Annotated in this window: 15 protein-coding genes; all 15 read right to left on the bottom strand. The window is 41.3% G+C overall.

The features are described 5' to 3' along the window. Window positions 1-74: 74 nt before the first annotated feature. Complete coding sequence (locus C4N24_RS10010) at window positions 75-1463, bottom strand: pyridoxal-phosphate dependent enzyme (protein WP_207657273.1); 1389 nt, start codon at window positions 1461-1463, stop codon at window positions 75-77. 17 nt (window positions 1464-1480) lie between these two features. Then, window positions 1481-2476: an ATP-grasp domain-containing protein gene (locus C4N24_RS10005; RefSeq protein WP_207657272.1), complete on the bottom strand. Its 996-nt coding sequence runs from the start codon at window positions 2474-2476 to the stop codon at window positions 1481-1483. 14 nt (window positions 2477-2490) lie between these two features. Beyond that, window positions 2491-3594 carry a DegT/DnrJ/EryC1/StrS family aminotransferase gene (locus tag C4N24_RS10000; RefSeq protein ID WP_112091295.1) on the bottom strand — a complete coding sequence of 368 codons (1104 nt, stop codon included), beginning with the start codon at window positions 3592-3594 and terminating at the stop codon, window positions 2491-2493. A gap of 27 nt (window positions 3595-3621) precedes the next feature. Next, window positions 3622-5073, bottom strand: a complete 1452-nt coding sequence (locus tag C4N24_RS09995) for a lipopolysaccharide biosynthesis protein (protein WP_112091294.1) — start codon at window positions 5071-5073, stop codon at window positions 3622-3624. Next, window positions 5057-6037 (bottom strand): glycosyltransferase family 2 protein, encoded by a 981-nt coding sequence (locus C4N24_RS09990; RefSeq protein ID WP_112091293.1) that lies wholly within the window; start codon window positions 6035-6037, stop codon window positions 5057-5059. Before C4N24_RS09990 ends, C4N24_RS09995 begins: the two co-directional genes overlap by 17 nt. Before the next feature lie 146 nt (window positions 6038-6183). Next, window positions 6184-7611: a hypothetical protein gene (locus C4N24_RS09985; protein ID WP_112091292.1), complete on the bottom strand. Its 1428-nt coding sequence runs from the start codon at window positions 7609-7611 to the stop codon at window positions 6184-6186. Next, window positions 7604-8557, bottom strand: a complete 954-nt coding sequence (locus C4N24_RS09980; protein ID WP_112091291.1) for an alpha-1,2-fucosyltransferase — start codon at window positions 8555-8557, stop codon at window positions 7604-7606. The genes C4N24_RS09985 and C4N24_RS09980 overlap by 8 nt, the downstream gene beginning before the upstream one ends. Window positions 8558-8564: 7 nt before the next feature. Next, window positions 8565-9536, bottom strand: coding sequence for a glycosyltransferase family 2 protein (locus C4N24_RS09975; RefSeq protein ID WP_181573076.1), 972 nt, complete (start codon window positions 9534-9536; stop codon window positions 8565-8567). A gap of 14 nt (window positions 9537-9550) precedes the next feature. Then, entirely contained in the window at window positions 9551-10663 is a 1113-nt protein-coding gene (locus C4N24_RS09970) for a glycosyltransferase (RefSeq protein ID WP_112091289.1), read from the bottom strand. 22 nt (window positions 10664-10685) lie between these two features. After that, entirely contained in the window at window positions 10686-11813 is a 1128-nt protein-coding gene (locus C4N24_RS09965; protein ID WP_242983238.1) for a glycosyltransferase family 4 protein, read from the bottom strand. 49 nt (window positions 11814-11862) lie between these two features. After that, on the bottom strand, window positions 11863-12954 hold the full coding sequence (locus C4N24_RS09960) for a glycosyltransferase (RefSeq protein ID WP_112091287.1): 1092 nt from the start codon (window positions 12952-12954) through the stop codon (window positions 11863-11865). A 447-nt stretch (window positions 12955-13401) separates the two neighbouring features. Then, on the bottom strand, window positions 13402-14076 hold the full coding sequence (locus tag C4N24_RS09955) for a sugar transferase (protein WP_055185310.1): 675 nt from the start codon (window positions 14074-14076) through the stop codon (window positions 13402-13404). Window positions 14077-14121: 45 nt separating this feature from the next. Next, a complete protein-coding gene (locus C4N24_RS09950) occupies window positions 14122-16299 on the bottom strand; it encodes a Helicase associated domain protein (protein ID WP_112091286.1) in 2178 nt (725 codons plus the stop codon). Window positions 16300-16350: 51 nt separating this feature from the next. After that, window positions 16351-17505, bottom strand: coding sequence for a tyrosine-type recombinase/integrase (locus tag C4N24_RS09945; protein ID WP_112091285.1), 1155 nt, complete (start codon window positions 17503-17505; stop codon window positions 16351-16353). An 858-nt stretch (window positions 17506-18363) separates the two neighbouring features. Continuing rightward, window positions 18364-18594, bottom strand: a complete 231-nt coding sequence (locus tag C4N24_RS15665) for a hypothetical protein (RefSeq protein WP_242983237.1) — start codon at window positions 18592-18594, stop codon at window positions 18364-18366. Window positions 18595-18687 lie beyond the last annotated feature (93 nt).

Here is an 18687-nt window from a genome sequence, read left to right as displayed (position 1 = left end):
GAACAGAAAGTGATTCTTTGTCAGATAGTGAAATCGGGAAAAGTTTATCAATTCGTGTCAGGAATTGATAGAGTTCAGTGCCCCCCCCCCGAAAGATTTTCGAGCGTTTTTTGCATATAGTACGAAGTATCCGATGCATCGCCTATTATTTTATATCCAAATTTGTTGTACAATTTTTGAGCCACAAAATTATGCTTTCTTACTTCGAGTTTTACATAATTCATTCCACTCTTGATTGCATAATCTTCAAATTCTGATAGCAACGAGGAAGCCAATCTTTTCCCCTGATATTCTTCTGCCACTGCAAGCATCGACAGATAGGCTGTCCTTGTCGTTTCATCATTAAAATATCCAGCAATAATAGATACTGGCTTTCCCATATCATAATGGGTCCATACCTTACCATAGTGGGCCAGTTTTTCAGAATACTGAGAAATGTTAATTTTTCTGTCTGTTAGTGATGGGACCAATCTATTCTCCAAGCGTATAACTGCTTCTTCTACGGCTTCTTTACTAGGAGCTTCAAGCAGTCTAATGCCATTCATATAATCGAAGAACAGAGGCGTTCCGCCCGTATGGATAAAGAGTACTTTCTTACCAAGTATTTTATTTTTCTTAATATACTCCTGCATTCCCCAGAATGCCTTGCCTGTATATGTTGGATCTAACGGCATTCCATTGCAGATTAGTTGTTGGTGAATGGTCTTTTCAATTTGGCGATTATATGTGCCGTATCCATCACATAGATATGCGTCCTCCACATTTATCTCGCCGCAATCAATTTTTTGAATTCTAGTACTGAAGCACTCTAATGAATTCTTCAAAACAGCTGTTTCCTGTATGGAATTTCTTGCAACTGAAATACCAACGATTTTTTCAGTTCCTCCGTGTATTGCCTTGCCTGCAAGGAGTCCCCCTTGAGTCATACCAGTTCCAGTTGCTAAAAAGATATAATCAAACTGTCCCTTTATATCTTCATAAACTTTCACGTATGCCCGCAAAGGCGTATGCTCATTTCCTTTTCCAGCTGAATCACCATAAATATAATATGGCTTTAAACCTTTATCTCTCAGTTCCTTAAGCACCTGTTCGATGGTTTCTTTTACATTTGTTTTTTTACAATAATGAAACTCCGCATTGCACGCCAATACCATTTTACTGTTATACGTATCAATACGCGTTCCATCTTCATCTGCCGGAGATATGATATGACACGGAATCTTAAACTGATAGCAAAGATTAGCCAACGCTCTGCTCAAATTTGACCTCGCGTTCCCATATCCTACAATGCAATCTTTGCCTTGCTTTTTCATATCAGAAATGAATTCCAAAGCAATTCTCACTTTATTTCCACCAAATGAAAAGGGAATTAAGTCATCCCGCTTGATATAAATATCATTATCATCGTTTGGGATTTGAACAACGGGTGTTTTATATTGCATCAGCTTAAAATCATCCTGCATACTTATCCCCTTCCTTGTCATATTTCTGTAATGTAAATTTCTTTATATCCTGTAATACCTGTTCTAGCAGAGATAGTATCCTTGTCTACAGTCTTGCCCTTGGCCCATTCAACAATTGCTTTCGGCAAATTGCAGCCACCCATGTGGGAGAACGGATATCCTCCACCAAATCGAGCGTTCATTTCCAAAATATATGGGATGCCATTTACCATAAATATATCGCAATCCATATTAGCAATGTGTTTTGTGGTTTTTCCAAGACGAACGAGTGTTTCCTTGATATTTTGCTCATCAACTAATTGTGCAATGTCAGTCTCACCAGACCTCATGGCCAGCTTCTTTCTTACAATCACATTCTGCGTTTTCCCAGTCAGGTCATTAATGATGTCTGCCCCATATTCCTGTCCTTTTAAGCACTCCTGATAAATAACCTTATCAGTGGTCACTGAGGATTCATATTTGAGGTACGAATTAGCAATATCTTCATTTGCCTTCTTTGTCAAGTAGCGCAGATCTTCCTCGTCATATGCAATTGCAACCGAGATAGAACCACATCCATATCGAGGTTTCACTACAATCGGATATGACAACTTTCCTTCCGAAATTTTTTCAATAACCTCATTCATATCCAAAAAAGACATCGGTGCATGGAAGTCATTGTCTGTCAGGAATTTATAGGTCTTCCATTTGTCATTACATACTTCCACAATGGAAGGATCAGATACGATTACCTTAGTGCCGATTTCCTCAAACTGTTTTTTATGCTTTGCCAGCATAAGAAGGTCAATATCGAACAGAGAAATAACAATGTCGATTCTGTTTTCTTTACAATACTCCAACAAAAATGGAATGTAGTTGCTATCATAAATCAAAGGTGAAATAACCTTCTCATCTGCATACTTGAACGCAATTGATTTATCATCTGAATTGCAAACAAATACTTTTCCATTGTTTCCAAGTACTTCTTTAAAATATTTAACCATATAGGCGCGTCTGCCTACAGATGTCAGCATAACATTCATCTCTATCACCCCAGAATCACATCACAGATTCTATCCACATCTTCCAACGCCAAATCCGCATACAAAGGAAGCGTCAAAACTCTCAATGCCATGTGCTGTGCTACCGGAGTCTTATCCGTACCTGCGGTCGGATAATTGCGATAGCATTCAAAGCTATTTGTCAGCGGATAAAAATATTTTCTTGCTCCAATACCAACTTCAGCGAGTTTTTCAAACACTTCGTTTCTGGTATATTTATAGCCATCAAAGACAACTGGGAAATAGGCATAATTGCTTTCCACATTCTCCTGGATAGCAGAAAGCTTGATGCCTTCCACGCCTTCCAGTCGACTTCTGTAACGCTCTACAACCTTCTTGCGCTTCTCAATTTCAGTACTCAGATGTTTCAGATTACAGATTCCCATTGCAGCCTGAAATTCGTTCATCTTTGCATTTCCACCAACAAAATCCACAGACTCCGGTCCATGAATACCAAAGTTCTTCATATCATTCAAGAGCTGCACCCACGCATCGTTCTTGAAGCACACGCAGCCGCCCTCAATGGTATTGAATACCTTTGTCGCGTGGAAACTAAACATCGAAGCATCACCGAAGCAAGCAGAGGACACACCTTTATACTTTACTGCAAAAGCATGTGCTGCGTCATAGATGACCTTCAAACCATATTTCTTAGCAATACGGTTAATTTCTTCGACATCACACATATTGCCATAAACATGTACAGGAACAATTGCAACTGTATTATCCGTAATCAACTTTTCAAGCTTCTGCGTGTCAATGGTATAGTCGTCTTCTTTGATGTCACAAAAAACGGGAACCAAACCATTTCTTACAATTGCGTGTGTCGTTGATGCAAAGGTAAACGGAGTTGTAATCACTTCTCCACCCTTCGGGAGATTCAAAGCTGCAATTGCATTTTCCAGTGCCAAATGGCCGTTTGTGTACAAAGCCACATGTGAAATGCCCAAATAATCTTCCAAACTTTTCTGCAGTTCCTTATGTTTATTTCCCATGTTGGTAAGCCAATGGCTATCCCAAATATCCTTGATTTCATCGCAGTATTCTTCAAAAGAAGGCATTGATGATCTTGTAACCAGTATGTTATTCATATTTACTCCTCCATTCTATTCCACAAATCATTTTGCTCGTTTTACTGCAAACCCTTTTACTATCTGCAAAAGATACTCAAAGGATTCGATTTTTAATGCATAAGATGCTCCTACGTAAATAGCAGCACCCAACGGGATTTGAATCAACAATGTTACAACGGAAAACAATCCCAGCAATTGGACAAAGGAAATCACGACTCCCATAAGCAGCGCTAGTAAGATTCCTGGAAAAATGTCAAGCATCTGCTCTTTAAAGCTGTATCCCAACAATTCCTTATTCGGCCAGGAATTTATAATCATGCTTGCCAATGTACTAATAAGCAGACTATATGCCATCGCCATTACTCCGAACCACATAGTTGAAACAAGTAGAATCATGCCCACTATTTTTTTGGCAATCTCAAGTTTCAAAAAGTAGTCGCTGCGTCCCATTGCCTTTATTGCATTCAAATTTGCAGTGTGAATCGGATAGAACATATACGTAATGCAGAAAATTCTTAAGAATGGAACGCATGGCAACCATTTGTCTGTTAATACTAACCGCACAATCGGATCTGCACAAAATGTGAGTCCCATCATCATAGGTGCCATAATATATGTACTTGTTTTAATAGAGCGACGGGTCATAGATTTTACATGTGCTCGATCATCTTGCGCATTTGACATTGTCGGCAATAGTACACTGTCAATAGATGTATTAATATTGGTCACGATAACATTGGGAAATTTCTTTCCTTGATCGTAATATGCTAAATCTGCGGATGAGTACAATTTTCCGATGATGAGACTACGAATATTGTTGTATACTGTGTCCAAAAGTGCAGACACCAACAATTTCCAGCCATATGATAGTAGTTCTTTTAACCGTTCCCAAGAAAACATTTTCTTCGGACGCCATTTAACTGTAAGCCATAAAATCAGCGTATCGATGGTCGTATTAGAAAGCTGCTGTGCTACGATTGCCCACACACCAAAGCCTGCATAAGCAAGTGCAACTCCCAAAAATGCCGAGAAAATCGTCCCCCCTAGAGTTGCATAGAAAAAGCGTTTGAACAGCATATTTCGAGAAACGTATGACTGTTGAATGCCTTTCACACCAGAAATTACAATTGTCAGGCTAATGACACGGATAATCGAAGTTAAAGACATGTCATTATAAAACCCCGCAATAAAAGGGGCACCTACAAACATCACGGCATAAAGGATCAAGCACACAGCAAAATTAAAATAGAATACTGACGAGAAGTCCAAATCGTCTGCATCCTTTTTCTGAATCAGTGCTGTACCAAGACCGCTATCCACAAAGACTTGCATTATAGTTGTAAAAACTGTAATTAATGCAATTTGCCCGTAGTCTTCAGGTGCAAGAATTCGAGCTAGAACAATAGAGACAATAAATGTTACCAGCTGTGCTCCACAGCGTTCGGCAAAACGCCATATGAAGTTTTTTAATACCACTCCATTATTCTGTCCAACCATTTTTCTTTTCCTCAATATAATCAGCTACTGTAGGACACAGAACACCCAAATAGATAATCAATTTGCGTTTGATATTCATTTTTCTCAAAACATCCCGATACAACGATGAAATCAATATTTTGTAATTCTTCTTGACAAGATTGATTTCAAACTCGCTGCTTAAAATTGCAAACAAAAAATCATCATGATATTTGTAAGAAGTCAGCTCATCAAAATCCTTGTGTCCAGCAATCATCTTATTGAAGTGAGCAATTTTTTTCTTTCTGCTTTTAAGGCTTGACATTGCTCCTCCGCTATCTACTCTATAGCAAGACATTTTTTTAGGGATGTAATAGCATGAGCCCTTTTGGAGTGAAAACAGAACCAGTGGCAAATCTCCAACAGGATACTTGTTCACATAATTTGATGTGTACTCTTTCACTACATCTGCTCTAATGAAGTAACTGCTTGTTTGAAATAGCCATCCTACCTTCTGTAGCTCCATTGTTATATATTCACGACTAGAAATTACTCCTTCGTTTAGCTCTATGGGGGGGAATTCTCTGCTCAACTTTTCATTTGAAATCGATACACACTGTGTCTTGTGAACACAAATGGCGCACTGCTTGTTCTGCTCCATTGCATCGTATTGAAGTTGCAACTTATTTTTATCGGACCAATAGTCATCTCCTTCACAATACGCTACATATTTTCCTTGTATTCTTGGGTAATTATAGGTTATATTCGGATTGATTCCTTTTGAAAACTGGTTTTCTTTCTGCAGAATAGGTTTGATTATATTTGGATATTTTTGGGTATAATCTTTTATGATATCCTGCGTTCGATCTTTTGACGCATCGTCATGAATTAGAATTTCATATTCAAAATTAACATTTTGCGAAAGCACACTATCCAGCATATTTGATATGAATTTCTCGTGGTTATATGTAATACAAATAATAGAAACTTGAATACCTTCTGACATTCTCTTTTCCCTTCTCCACACAGTTTGCTAAATGATTTAAAATATATAGCTAATCGATCTCAGCTATAATTGATTCTATAATTCGCAACGAAGAGATTTGAAGTCAAGCAACGCGCTATTAACTTCTCAAAAGCTCTAAATGTTTATTAATGCCTTTTAATGGTTACTTTACTGTTTATCCAAAAAACGACCCAAGTCATGATAAACACTTGAATAATATGTCCCCAGCTTGTCTGAGAGTTCAAACATAGGGCAAATGCCAACCAGCATTCTTCAAGAATGCACAGATACCTCATTTCCAAACATTTACTTTGCTTGGCCATTCTATCAATTTTAAACACCAGTGCTGAATAAAATATTGAAAGAAACCAAGGGAAAAAAGGCAAATAGCAGTATCCTTCACCCAACAATGGCATAAGCAAGGTGGTGTTATCCCATCTGTTAAAATTGTAGTAACAAAAGTATCTATTGATTCTATTCTTCTGATCGAATAGTTCTGAGATTAATGGTACATTGCCAAACAAATCATTAATGATTGTCCCCATACCAATTTCATTTTTAAACATCCTTCTAGCTTCTATTGACTGTGCCACAAGTCTTGGTCCTGAGAAATAGTCTTGCATCTGGCCAAACAACATACTTATAAGAGCTTTTGTTGTTGAAGAAGCATCCAAAGCATATCGAAACTTTACTCTTGATATTGCAAAAACACCAACAACTGCAATGCAACCAAGGGCCATAGAATACTTTAACACTGCTTTTCCATAGTAAACATATAGCACATAGCTTCCTGCAATTAGTGCGAACAGTAAATCCCACCGACTATAACTCATGTTTAAGGAAATATAAAGTGCCAGTATTATATAGGATATGCTGATTTTCGCTGTTTCATTTTTTATCCTTTTGTATATCCAGTTCATCATCAGCAACATCAACGAGATCAAGAGAATTTGTTTAAAGACAATAGTGATTCCCGGGTGGCTACTAGTTTCACTACTTGAACTCATTTCTGAAACCGATATCAAGCTTTTCAGAGAAAGAGTGTCCGGTGAAACCATAAGAATATATACAAACGAAACTGCACAAAACAGATAAATTATCACCCGATTTTGAAACAACTGTATTCCTTGCGCGTTTTGCAAAGCACCGTTGAACTGCTTTCTCCTTTCCTTTTTCATACAAAATGCATACGTAATATAAACAAAGAAAACCTCGCCACATTCCATAAATATAGCTTTTGTCATTACTGATGGTACAGGCGTTGGTCCCCACATGCCATAAGAACTACCCCACACGCTAAAATATTCTTGGGACATCATAGATAATGGTGTGATTACATATTTCAAAAAGCAAGCTATATTAACCAAATATAGTAGCAGTCTATTGGTATACGTATCCTTTAGCCAAACTGCATAACCGAAAATTGTAAAAATAATAAAATACGTTAGTGGCAAACACCATAACCAATCATAGCCATCTAATAAATTGTAATATCCACAAATCAAGCTAACTAATAATGAAACGCACTGAAAAGTTATCACTATGAATTTGTCAAGTGTCAACTGATTATTCATTAACTATATTTCCTTCCCTATCAATTCTCACCCACTGTGAAGCAATCAATGGAGACTCGAAATTATTATTGAACCATTTTGCAGGGCACAGCACATATTTATCCGGATTACGGCTCAAATACTGTGCCCACCAAGCAAATGTAGAATTGGGGATAATAAAATTTTTACACGAGTACATCAACCGTAACTTTTCCCAGACTGGATTCCCGGGCGTTTCATAAACAACTTCGACCCTCGACAAATCAATTGTATTTTTCACCCATTCTATGTCATCTGAAAAGACAACGAATAGTGGATTCTCAATCAGCTCACACATTTTTCTAATTGCAGTCTGATAATATTCCAAACTGCATACATCGTACATATCTGCCTGTTTCCCAGTAAGTTGAAAATGTCGAACAGATAGACAGACTGAATTGCGTTTTCTGATTTGTTCGTATAACCTTTTATTTTCCTTTCTTTCTTCTTCTCTTGGTGTAAATTCTTCAAGAAGTTTGTCTCTAATGCTGTCAAAATACTTTGGAGATTCAAATGATCCATTTAACAAATAATTTTTCAACCCATTGTAATGAAAATCATAATAACCATTTGCAATCCATCGGATTCCAAATCTATCCAAGAAACGACAACATTTCACTTGATATTCGTACCACCGGTTCATATTGTTCATAAGTGGTTTGTAGGATAATGCATATGCATAGCAAAGAAGTCTATACTCGACTGGATATTCTGTTACCAGCGACTTCTTTCCCATGTAATATTCACAAGGCTTAACATTAAAATATTTAAGAGAATTTTCCCAGCCTGCTGTTCCTTCAGTATTAGCACCAATAACTTTTCTAAAGCTCAGCATGATAGGTTGATTGTTTTTTTCCTGCAAAGCTCTTGCAGCAGCATATTGAAACATTTGATTTCCTAGTCTTCCATGCATTTCAACATAAATCATAGATTTCTTAACCTCTAAAGTGCCCTTTTATATTTAATAGCAGCTTAGACCCCTTATAGATTCCAAATAGTCTCCATGTCGTTTTAGCTATTAAATATTTAGGATTGACTGAACAGCCATTCATAATATCAATATTTTCCAATACAAATTCAACACAGGAGTCAGCAGTCTCGGCATCGAGATACCCAACAAGCACAATCACATTGACAAACCTGTCAGAAAAATACTTTGTCAATATCGAGTTCTCTTGTTCGCTAAAGATTCTATACGCTTTTGCAAAAACCTTAAGTTGTCCGTCAATTGCATTCTTTTTGGGAGCGGAAATAATTGATCCCTCTCTCGAAATTCTATATATTACAAATTTGTCTTCTGTTACACAAAATGACTTAACCATGGGCATCAAAGAAAGAAAGAAATCACAGTCCTCCGCGCCAATTATATTTTCGTCATAAAACAAATTGTTGGTCTGTAAAAATGTTCTTTTATAAACACTTTGATATGCCGCCCATGGAATCCAGTTATACTTTTCAACAAACTCTTGAACGGTTTCTATTAAGGTTGCACTCATAACCAACTTCGAATCAAAGTCATGCACACATGAAATCGTCTCTCCCCGCATACTTAGCATATTTCCAATTATCAGTTCCGGACAATTTTGGTCAACAATAATTGTGTCAATTTTTTTTAATATATCCACATTGAGCATGTCGTCACTGTCCAAAAAAACAATATACTCACCTCTAGCAACCCGCAATCCGGAATTTCTAGCTGCTGAAAGACCACTGTTTTTTTGATGAATTGAAATCAATCGGTTATCTTTCGATGCATATTCATCAATTATTTCAGGGCAATTATCTGTCGAACCGTCATCCACTAAAATTAATTCAAAGTTTGAATACGCTTGTTGCAACACGCTTTCTATAGCATTTTTTAAATATTTTTCAACGTTGTAAACTGGTACAATGATGCTAAATCTCATTTTATGTTTTCTCCCTAGCACACACATCGCAACGCTTGCAAATAGATATCTTGAAGCTTAGTGGCCTCTGCTGTAACATCATATCCCGCATTGCGCAGTTTTATTAAGTTGGTATTAATATTCTCCGTGTCATCAGTCGTCGCTTGTAAAATCTGACACATTTTATCCGCCCAAGCTTCATTCGATTTTTGAATCGACATTAAGGTGACTAGACTTGTTATTTGGACTGCCGGGTCAATAGTATCCGAAAAAATCGATTTTACTCCCGCAGCCTGCGTTTCAAGAGCCACTACAGGAAAGCCCTCAAACAAGGATGGTAGCAGAAACAAGTCTACATTGGCATAAAATTGATTCATATTACTGACTACGCCGAGAAAAATGACCTGTTTGGTTAGCTTCTTTTTATCGACATATTGCTTTATGCTATCTTCTAGTTCTCCTGTTCCAGCCAGCAATAATATAGCATCAGGGCACTTCTTAAGGAATGCCTCAAATATATCAATTAGTTTTTTGTGATTTTTCTGTTCTGTGAATCTTCCTGCGTGTCCAATCACTACTTTATCCTTAAAACATTCATCTTTATCGTTGTTTACGCAGTAAGAACTAAGTTCATCGATGTCTATCGCATTATGAATCAAAGTAGAAGATATTTTATTTCCATGCAAATAAGTTCCCGCATCAGACCCACACGCCAAGAAAACATTCGAGGAATTTATAATCAATTTTTGACATAGCAATTTGAATGTAAGATATGCTCTGCCTTTCCCTTTTTCTGCAATGTGAGAATGACTTATTCGAACCTTAATTCCTTTATATTTCGCGATTGTGTTGGGAATGAAATTCATAAGGTTCATATTCGAATGAATAATATCCGGCTTATATTCATTTATAACTTTATATGTATCCCACACGCTTTTCAAAAAATTATCGCATCTCGCCGTAATGCGCACTGTACTGCAACCTGCTTGTGTAATCTTATCTAAGCAGGCTTGAACTGGCTCATGCTGATATACAACTACAAATTCAAACCGTTGTTTATCCATTTTGCTGCAATAATTTACAAGCATTTGCTCGACCCCACCAGATTTTAACCCTGCAACAAAATACATTATTTTAATTTTTTTCATAGCATTACACAGCCTCAAACTTTTATCTCATAACTAATAATTCATGAAACAGTATCCCGTGCTCCTCCGATACTCTTCGAGCATTAAATTTCTTATGTACATCTTCCAATCCCTGTGCCACCAATTTATCTTTCAAATTCCTATCTTGATAAATACGTAACACAGCTTCGCTTGCCCCAGTAGCATCATCTGCTTCAACAAGCAATCCATTCTCTCCATCTCTGATGATATTAGGAATGGCATCAACGCGGCTTGCCACAATCGGATTGCCTGCCATCATGTACTCTGGCAAAGCCAGTCCAAATCCCTCCCAGCGACTTAGTAAACAGGCAACGTCAAAGAGTTCTACATAGCTCATCGGATCATCAACCCAGCCTGTAATATATAAACTTTCCTCAAATCCATTATCTTTTGCGTATTTTCTGATTTCTGCTTCCTGATTTCCATTTCCAACAATGATGAAATGCGTATTAGGAACTTCATCCTTGACAAGCTTCGCCATCCTTACAAATACATCAGGTGCTTTTTGAGGGCTAGTACGACCTACCATACCAACGACAAATGCATCTTCTGGTATGTTTAAGTCTGCTCTCTTTACTTTTCCATGTGTACCATTTTCATACGCTTCGATATCCACACCATTAAAAATGACCTGCAACTTTTCTTCTTTGCAAATCTTCTTATCCAAAGCAGATTGTTTTTCTGCATCTGAAATACAGATGATTTTATCGCAGAATGGTGCAGCCATTTTTTCAATCACTGCGTACATCTTTTTCTTCTTTTCAGAACAGCGCATATTGAACGCCCATCCATGTGGGTTATACACACAGCGATTTTTCAATCCAATATCCGCCACACGAGCAATCGCACCAGCCTTACTGGAATGTGCATAAATAATATCGGGATTATATTTCTTTATCTGCTTCCGAACTTCTCTGATGGACTTCAGATCACTCATCCCGATTGCCCTGTTCATTTCGATTTGCTCAAAGCAATCAGCCAGTCCCTCATAGTCTCCTTTATGAAAGTCCTGTGAGCAGACCATGATATTTTCAAATTCTTCTTTATCCAAATATTTGAGAAGCATTCGGATGTAACGATCTACGCCACCAGCAGCCTGGACTACATGCAATATTCTGATTTTCCGCATTATGCCACCGCCTTTTCAGTGGCATAATCACTCGTTAGGACGTACAGTATTAGCTCATGCTGTCCCCCCCCGGAGTATTTATTGCCTTATCATATTTCTCGCTATATTGTTTCGCCATAGCTTTGGTATTGTACATATTCAAAACATCTTGATATGCCCGTTCTGTAAATCCGTCCGCTCCATTCTGGGCTTCTTTAATGGCCTTTACAAATTCATCTGCATTAGAGCATACAAAACCATTTTCGCCATTATGAATCACATCTCTATTGCCAATCACGTTGCTGACAACACAGACCTTTTTCATATACATAGACTCCAATAGCGAAATAGGAAGCCCTTCCCATCTGCTTGGGAGAAGAAATACGTCTGCATTGACTGCATACTTAATCGCAGTTGTTCTATCCACCCATCCTGAAATTTCGATATTTTTACTTTTCAGTTCCTCCCGGAGTTCGCCGTCTCCAATCCAGACAAACCTGACATCCGGCAACGACTCCGCAATCGCATTGAATAATGTTGGATTTTTCTGGTAGCAAATTCTTCCGAGAGTAAACACAGTAAACGGATGCTCTACTTTTTCGGTTTGATCAACAATCTCCTGAAGCTCTCCCATATTGATGCCATTATTTACATAAGCAGCATTCTTGGTAAGCTTTAAGGTTTCCTGATGCTCTCCCACACTGCAGCTAATTGTCGTACAGTTTCTTTTGGCACAAACTGACTCAATCAACTTGAAAACTCTGCGTTTTGTAGGATTGTAATTTTCCATCAAAAAACTATATCCATGCGGTGTATAGAACATTGGAATTTTTCCATTAAATGCAACCCTACCAATCGCCCCTGCTTTGCTGCTGTGCAGATGAATCACATCTGGTTTTACCTCTGCCGCAATCTTCTTTACCTCAAAGAACGCAGCAATATCCTTTGTTGGATTGATTGCTCTTCCAAAATTTTTCACTTCAATCAAATGGATTCTTTTGTCAAAATAGTCCTTGTAATTTTTCGGTGTCTGCTTTCTTACTGCATACGCAATGTACATATCATATTTATTTACCAGTTCATTTGCTAAATCTACAATGTAAGTAAATACACCTCCGCCCATAGCTTCGACTATGTACAGTATTTTCTTTTTCTCCGCCATAGGTTTGCTTCCTCCCAGTACCCCTTTATCTACTTATCTAACTTTAGAATGATTTTTCAATTTTCTTTTAACAGCAAACAAGCCCACGGCGGATTACTCAATGGCAATCCACCGTAGGCTCGATTCGTTCTCCTTAATTTTTTACTTGCTGCTCATTTTGTGGGTCAAAACAGAGCTGCACCAAAACCTCCCACATATAACCTTTGGATTTCAGCTTCTCCGCAGTCTGTCAGCAAATAAATACTTTTGTTGAACGAGTCGAGCCGTTGAAACCCTTTATTTATCGTGGTTTTTCTTGGTTGACCCTATTATATCTCTAGCCCCGGTACCTGCAACAGCAATCTTATAATTTTTCATAATAAACTGCTCCTCCAATTCTCATTGCGCATATCTTCTAAATTTAGTTTGTGTCTATGTAGTCATCCCGAAAGACAGCATCGCGAGCTTTTATTCTCCACGCCCCAGCAGACACACCTTGAAGGTCTTAAAAATAATTTTCCAATCCACCCAGAAGCTGCGCTCCTTGACGTATTTCACGTCCAGATCCATCCACTCCTCAAAGGAGAGGTCGTTGCGGTGCGGGGCGATCTGCCAATAGCAGCTCAGGCCGGGAGTCACATACAGGCGCTGCTTTTCGTAGTCACCGTACTGCTCCACCTCGCGGGGAAGCGCCGGGCGGGGGCCAACGATGCTCATATCGCCCTTCAGGATATTCCACAGCTGCGGCAACTCATCGAGGCTGGTCTTGCGGATAAACTTGCCCACACGGGTAATGCGGGGGTCATCCTTAATCTTGAACACGGGACCATCCATCTCGTTCTGATCCAGCAGATCGTCCAGCTTTGCCTCTGCGTTGGGGCACATAGAGCGGAACTTATAGAATTTGAAGGGCTTTCCGTTGCGGCCGATACGCTCCTGACTGAAAACAGGACCCGCAGACGGGTCGTCCACCACAATGGCGATGGCCGTAGCCAACATGACAGGCGACAGCACCACCAGTGCCACAGAAGATAAAATAATATCCTGCGTCCGACGCCCAATCCAGTACAGGCGATGGTCGCGCAGATTTTCCTTACGGTTAACTTCAACTTCCTTATCGATTCCAACAGTATTCGTAGCCATTTTTTCTCCTCACATAAATTCGCGTTTGTTTATAGATTTCTTGTTTTAGCCTGCTTTTGCCGTAACGGTTTCGGCTTGTGCCGCCTGCTCAGATGGGCGTTTGGGATTGTTTTTCTCCCACCGCATCCCGATCTCATCAAGCTTTGCAATCCGCTCCTCTGTCAGAACGGCGCAGCTTTTTTCAGGATTCTGGCGGGTATACCGCTGCCGCTTGACCCATTTCCCGAGGGCGTATCCACCCGGCGAAACATAATCGACAGGTACTTTCAGGTCGCCGTGGGCTTCAAAATAGCGCTTTGCTTCTTGATATCCTTCGTTCCACTGGCGGTCATTGCGGTTGCCCCAATACATCCCGATCCTTTCCAGCCGCATGATCTGGTCATCCGAAAGCTTTTCCTTTTGGTACGCCCACTGCTGATTTGCCACCCAGCAGCCCAGCTTCTCCCCTGTGGCTGTTACATAGGAGCGTGGCATATTCAGGTTGCCGTTTTGCTCGTAATAGGCCACTGCCAGCGCATAAGCCTTTTCCCACTTGACATCAAAAACGCTCCACACCATACCGATCTCATCAAGCTGTGCGATGCGTTCATCCTTCAAGCGGTCATTCAGCCGCTGCTGCCTTGTTTTTATGACCCATTGCCCCAGCGGGTAGCCTTCCGGGTCGGTGTATTTGCCGGGTACCATCAGGCTTCCGTGGGCTTCATAGTACTTTTGGGCGGATTCCAGCCCTCGCTGCCATGCAATTTCGTTCCGGTTGCCCCAGACCATACCGATATCGTCCAACCGTTGGATCTGCTGCTGGGTCAGTTGACCGGGTATCTGTCCCTCGCACACCCGACGCTGCGTGATCAGCCATGTTCCCAGACTCAGTCCCGCCGGGGTCGTGTAGCGTTTGGGGATATTCAGGTCTCCGTGCTCCGCGTAATAGATGCTTGCTTCGGAGAAATAGTGCTCCCAGCTGGAGGAAAGACTGGCCTGCAGCTGTTCAAACAGTACCCGGCAATCGTGCACCTGCTCGATGACCTCGAACCGCTCGGTCACGATCTTATCGCCCTCGCCGTTGGCATACAGACGATGGACTGCTTCCTGCATCTCACTTTGCAAACCGGAAATACTGGTCAGGCCTTCAAAGTTGTTGACCACATCCAAGATCAAGGGCGCCTCTGTGTTCCCTGCCGTCAAAGCACGACCAATTTGCTGCTTGTAGATGATGGGTGAAATCGTAGGCCGGAACAGGATCACGCCCGAAATGCCTTCCACATGGACGCCTTCGTTGAGCATATCGATGCAGAACAGCAGCTTCAGCCGGTTGCTCGTGTCTGTCTTGAAATCCGCAAACGCTTTATCCGTATTCGGGTCATCGGAGTAAGCTTCGTACACCACAACATCCGGGTTGACCCCTGCGAACCACTCCGGCACATGGGACACCATCTCGTCCATATGCTCCTTGTTGGCGCAGAACACAATGTACTTGCCAGTCTTATTCGTGATATGATGTGCAAAGACCTTATCCAGACCATCCGCTTGTTCCAAAGCGCGGCGCAGCGCGTCCAAATATTTCTGATTCACATCTTGAATGCCCTGTGTCCGCAGGTTGTCCACCCGTGCCTGATACTTTGCAAGCGTTTTCTGGTACTGGTAAACCGTGGTCACATATTTCGGGGCAGGCAAAATACCCCTGACGACTGCTTCGCCAAGGGTCATTTCACTTGCAATATGTCCATCAAATAATTCTTCAGCCATATCGCGGTTGTTGTCCAGATATCGGATATTTGTCGCTGTCAGCCCAAGTAATTTCGCATTCGAGCATAACTTTAATAACGCCACCGCACTCTCGCCCCAGCATTCAGCACCGGCACGGTGGAATTCATCGAGTATAATATAAGCAGGCTTCTGCGCTGCTATTTCGTCCAGCTGTGCCTGCGTACAACACATCAATTTGGCGTAGGTATAAAAGTGAACGTTTGCCAACGGAAAATCCGGGTCGTTCCTTTTCAGGCTCTCCAGCTGGGTCTTGAAGATGTATTCACTGGGAGAAAGCCAGATTACGACCTTCTCCGGGTTGTCCTCGATCAGCTTGAACGCAATGTAGCTCTTTCCGGTGCCGGTCGGATGAACAATGGCAGCTTTGCCATACTGATTCATCATCCGGACTGCCGCATGATATGCCTTCTCGTTGTGTTCAAACAGACGCAATGCCACCTTGTTCACCCCTTCCCGCATAAAGGGGTATCCTCCACATAGAAAATGAAAGACAATAGCTAAAATCAAGCGTTATTCCATCAAATTCGGCGTCTTTCTGCCCTTTATAGACACCTGATGGGAGAATATCCGGTTCATCTCCCGGCGTTTTCGAGTCAGATCAGAGTGCACATAGCGTTGCAAGGTGATGTTGGCATTGGCGTGACCCAACAATTCGCTGAGTGTCTTTACATCGCACCCCGCCTGCAGACAGGTAGTAGCAAAGGTATGACGTAGCGCGTGCGGACGTACCTGCCGGACGGTTGCCTGTTTCAGATATGCCTTGATGCTTTTCCGATAGCAGCGGGGTTCTGTGGGCTTGGATTCAGTACCAGATAGAAGCCATGTAGAATTACTGGTGTTTCCGCGCAGCCTTTTCAGCATAATAAGCAGCTGTTTCGGGATTGGAATTTCCCGGCGGGAGGTGCGGGTTTTAGGCGTTTGGATGACTACCTTTGTATGTCCATTTCCGCAGGAAATTCGGCAGACCGTCCGGTTGATTTTCAGCGTTCCGAGTTTCAGGTCGAAATCGCCCCACTGTAAGCCGCAGATCTCGCCAATACGCAGCCCCAATTCCACTCCTAATAATAAGCCAATTTTGCGGGGCGTGGGGTTTTCCTGTACATACTGATAAAGCCGCTGCTGCTCCGCCGGGGAGAGAGGCACAGAAATTTTGTCGACAGCTTTGGGCAACGCTACTTCCAGTTCCATCGGTCGGATCAGCCGTAAATGTGCAGCATACTTACAGATACGGCGCAGCATGGAGAGACATTCCCGGGCAGAAGAATTCCCAAGCGGCTTATGCGTGGCATCTGCGGGCGAGATGATCTGCTGCATGGACTGTTCCAGAAAGCTCTCGTCAAGAGACGCAACGGGCACTTTGCTCAAAACCGGGAGAAGATACTTGTGCAGCGTGTACGAATAATGCGCATAGGTGGATTCTTTTATGCTGTTCCGCAGGGAGTGCAACCACACCTCAGCCAGTACTTCAAAGGTCAGGTCGGTTCTTTTCAGGTTGTAGAAGCCTGCCTCTGCTTTCTTTTGAATCAGCACTCGTTTTACCTCTGCATAGACCGTTCCGTAGACGTAGCCCCACTGGATTTTGCCTTCCTGTGTGCGCGCTTTGATGTATCGACCTTCCCACCGACCATCCTTGCGTTTGTGAATGTTTTCTCCCCGTCGTGCCATTTCTGTTTCCTCCTGCGTCTTGGACACCCATCTGACCACTTATTCTGTCCACCTTTGTTTTTAGCCGGATTTTTCATGCAGAACTGGGCAAAGTGCAAAAAACTTTCGGGTTCTGCGAGGTTTTTTCTAAGGTCAGGTGGGATACATTTGTATGGTTTTCTATTGATTCCCAGATATAACCATGATAAAATAATAGAGAGAATCAAACAATGATGTCGAAAGATTGGTATCCTCCATTTTCTATATGGAGGATATTTTTTATTTTGTTTGTAGGTGCATTCTCCCATCATTACGCAACCGCGTACCTCATATATCATAAAACATTCTCACCGTATACGCAACTGCGTATACGAAACTGCACGAACTTTTGTACTATCATGATGAGGTGAACTTCATCATGACTGTAAAAGATGCCGTTGCCAAACGCTTTGAACAGCTCTGCGACCAGCGGGGAATCCGGCCCAACGAGTTAGCGACCCGCGCCGGTGTAACACCATCTACGGTATATAGCATGCTCGACCCATCCCGTCAGCGTGTTGTCCATCGCCACCATTAAAAAGCTTTGTGATGGCCTTGATATCACGCTTGGTCAGTTCTTTTCCTGTGCGTTGTTCGATGAACTGGAGCAGGAGATCCAATAACGTACCGAACGATCCGTTCGGATTTTCCTACAACGCGTGCTCTCCTTTCTAAGTGAATTTTAGAATTTCATATCCATTGTCAGCCTGATTTGTGCTCTTTTGCATGGGTCAGGCTATTTTTTACGCTAAAAAAGCCCCTGCCGATCACATTTCTGTGAAAGACAGAGGCCTTCTGTTGCTAGATTTTAATCAGGTCTGGGGAGATGGAACAACTATCTCATTCTACCGGGTCAGTGTCCCCTTCCAGATTTTTAACTACCCCCGGGGTTAGGTGTTCGCCCATGTCTGCCTGAATCAAGGCGTTGATATAGGCGTTCAGGCTCATCCCCTTCTCTTTGGCATACTCCTGAATCTGTTCCTTTTGACCTTTACGGACAACAAGGTTTATCCGGTCGTAAGCTTTTGCATTGTATTTGTTGTGGCTTGCTGCACTGGTTCTTCCACCCATTGTATTCTCTCCACTCTTATATGTATTGTTTATTATGCATGATTGCTCAATTATGCATAGCGCATAAAATCATCGTTTTTTCTTTGTGCAACA

The organism is Faecalibacterium prausnitzii, assembly GCF_003287405.1.
Taxonomy (GTDB): Bacteria; Bacillota; Clostridia; order Oscillospirales; family Ruminococcaceae; genus Faecalibacterium; species Faecalibacterium intestinale.
Note: the sequence above shows the minus strand (reverse complement) of the source record. Positions and strands in the feature narration are given on the sequence as shown.

Coding starts and splice junctions, on each gene's coding strand:
- C4N24_RS10000 (WP_112091295.1), bottom strand. CDS start 3,594: ATGAATAACATACTGGTTACAAGATCATCAATGCCTTCTTTTGAAGAA.
- C4N24_RS09980 (WP_112091291.1), bottom strand. CDS start 8,557: ATGATTTATGTTGAAATGCATGGAAGACTAGGAAATCAAATGTTTCAA.
- C4N24_RS09950 (WP_112091286.1), bottom strand. CDS start 16,299: ATGCGGGAAGGGGTGAACAAGGTGGCATTGCGTCTGTTTGAACACAAC.
- C4N24_RS09985 (WP_112091292.1), bottom strand. CDS start 7,611: ATGAATAATCAGTTGACACTTGACAAATTCATAGTGATAACTTTTCAG.
- C4N24_RS09960 (WP_112091287.1), bottom strand. CDS start 12,954: ATGGCGGAGAAAAAGAAAATACTGTACATAGTCGAAGCTATGGGCGGA.
- C4N24_RS09965 (WP_242983238.1), bottom strand. CDS start 11,813: ATGCGGAAAATCAGAATATTGCATGTAGTCCAGGCTGCTGGTGGCGTA.
- C4N24_RS15665 (WP_242983237.1), bottom strand. CDS start 18,594: ATGGGTGGAAGAACCAGTGCAGCAAGCCACAACAAATACAATGCAAAA.
- C4N24_RS09995 (WP_112091294.1), bottom strand. CDS start 5,073: ATGGTTGGACAGAATAATGGAGTGGTATTAAAAAACTTCATATGGCGT.
- C4N24_RS09970 (WP_112091289.1), bottom strand. CDS start 10,663: ATGAAAAAAATTAAAATAATGTATTTTGTTGCAGGGTTAAAATCTGGT.
- C4N24_RS09955 (WP_055185310.1), bottom strand. CDS start 14,076: ATGGCTACGAATACTGTTGGAATCGATAAGGAAGTTGAAGTTAACCGT.
- C4N24_RS09975 (WP_181573076.1), bottom strand. CDS start 9,536: ATGAGATTTAGCATCATTGTACCAGTTTACAACGTTGAAAAATATTTA.
- C4N24_RS09990 (WP_112091293.1), bottom strand. CDS start 6,037: ATGTCAGAAGGTATTCAAGTTTCTATTATTTGTATTACATATAACCAC.
- C4N24_RS10010 (WP_207657273.1), bottom strand. CDS start 1,463: ATGCAGGATGATTTTAAGCTGATGCAATATAAAACACCCGTTGTTCAA.
- C4N24_RS09945 (WP_112091285.1), bottom strand. CDS start 17,505: ATGGCACGACGGGGAGAAAACATTCACAAACGCAAGGATGGTCGGTGG.
- C4N24_RS10005 (WP_207657272.1), bottom strand. CDS start 2,476: ATGCTGACATCTGTAGGCAGACGCGCCTATATGGTTAAATATTTTAAA.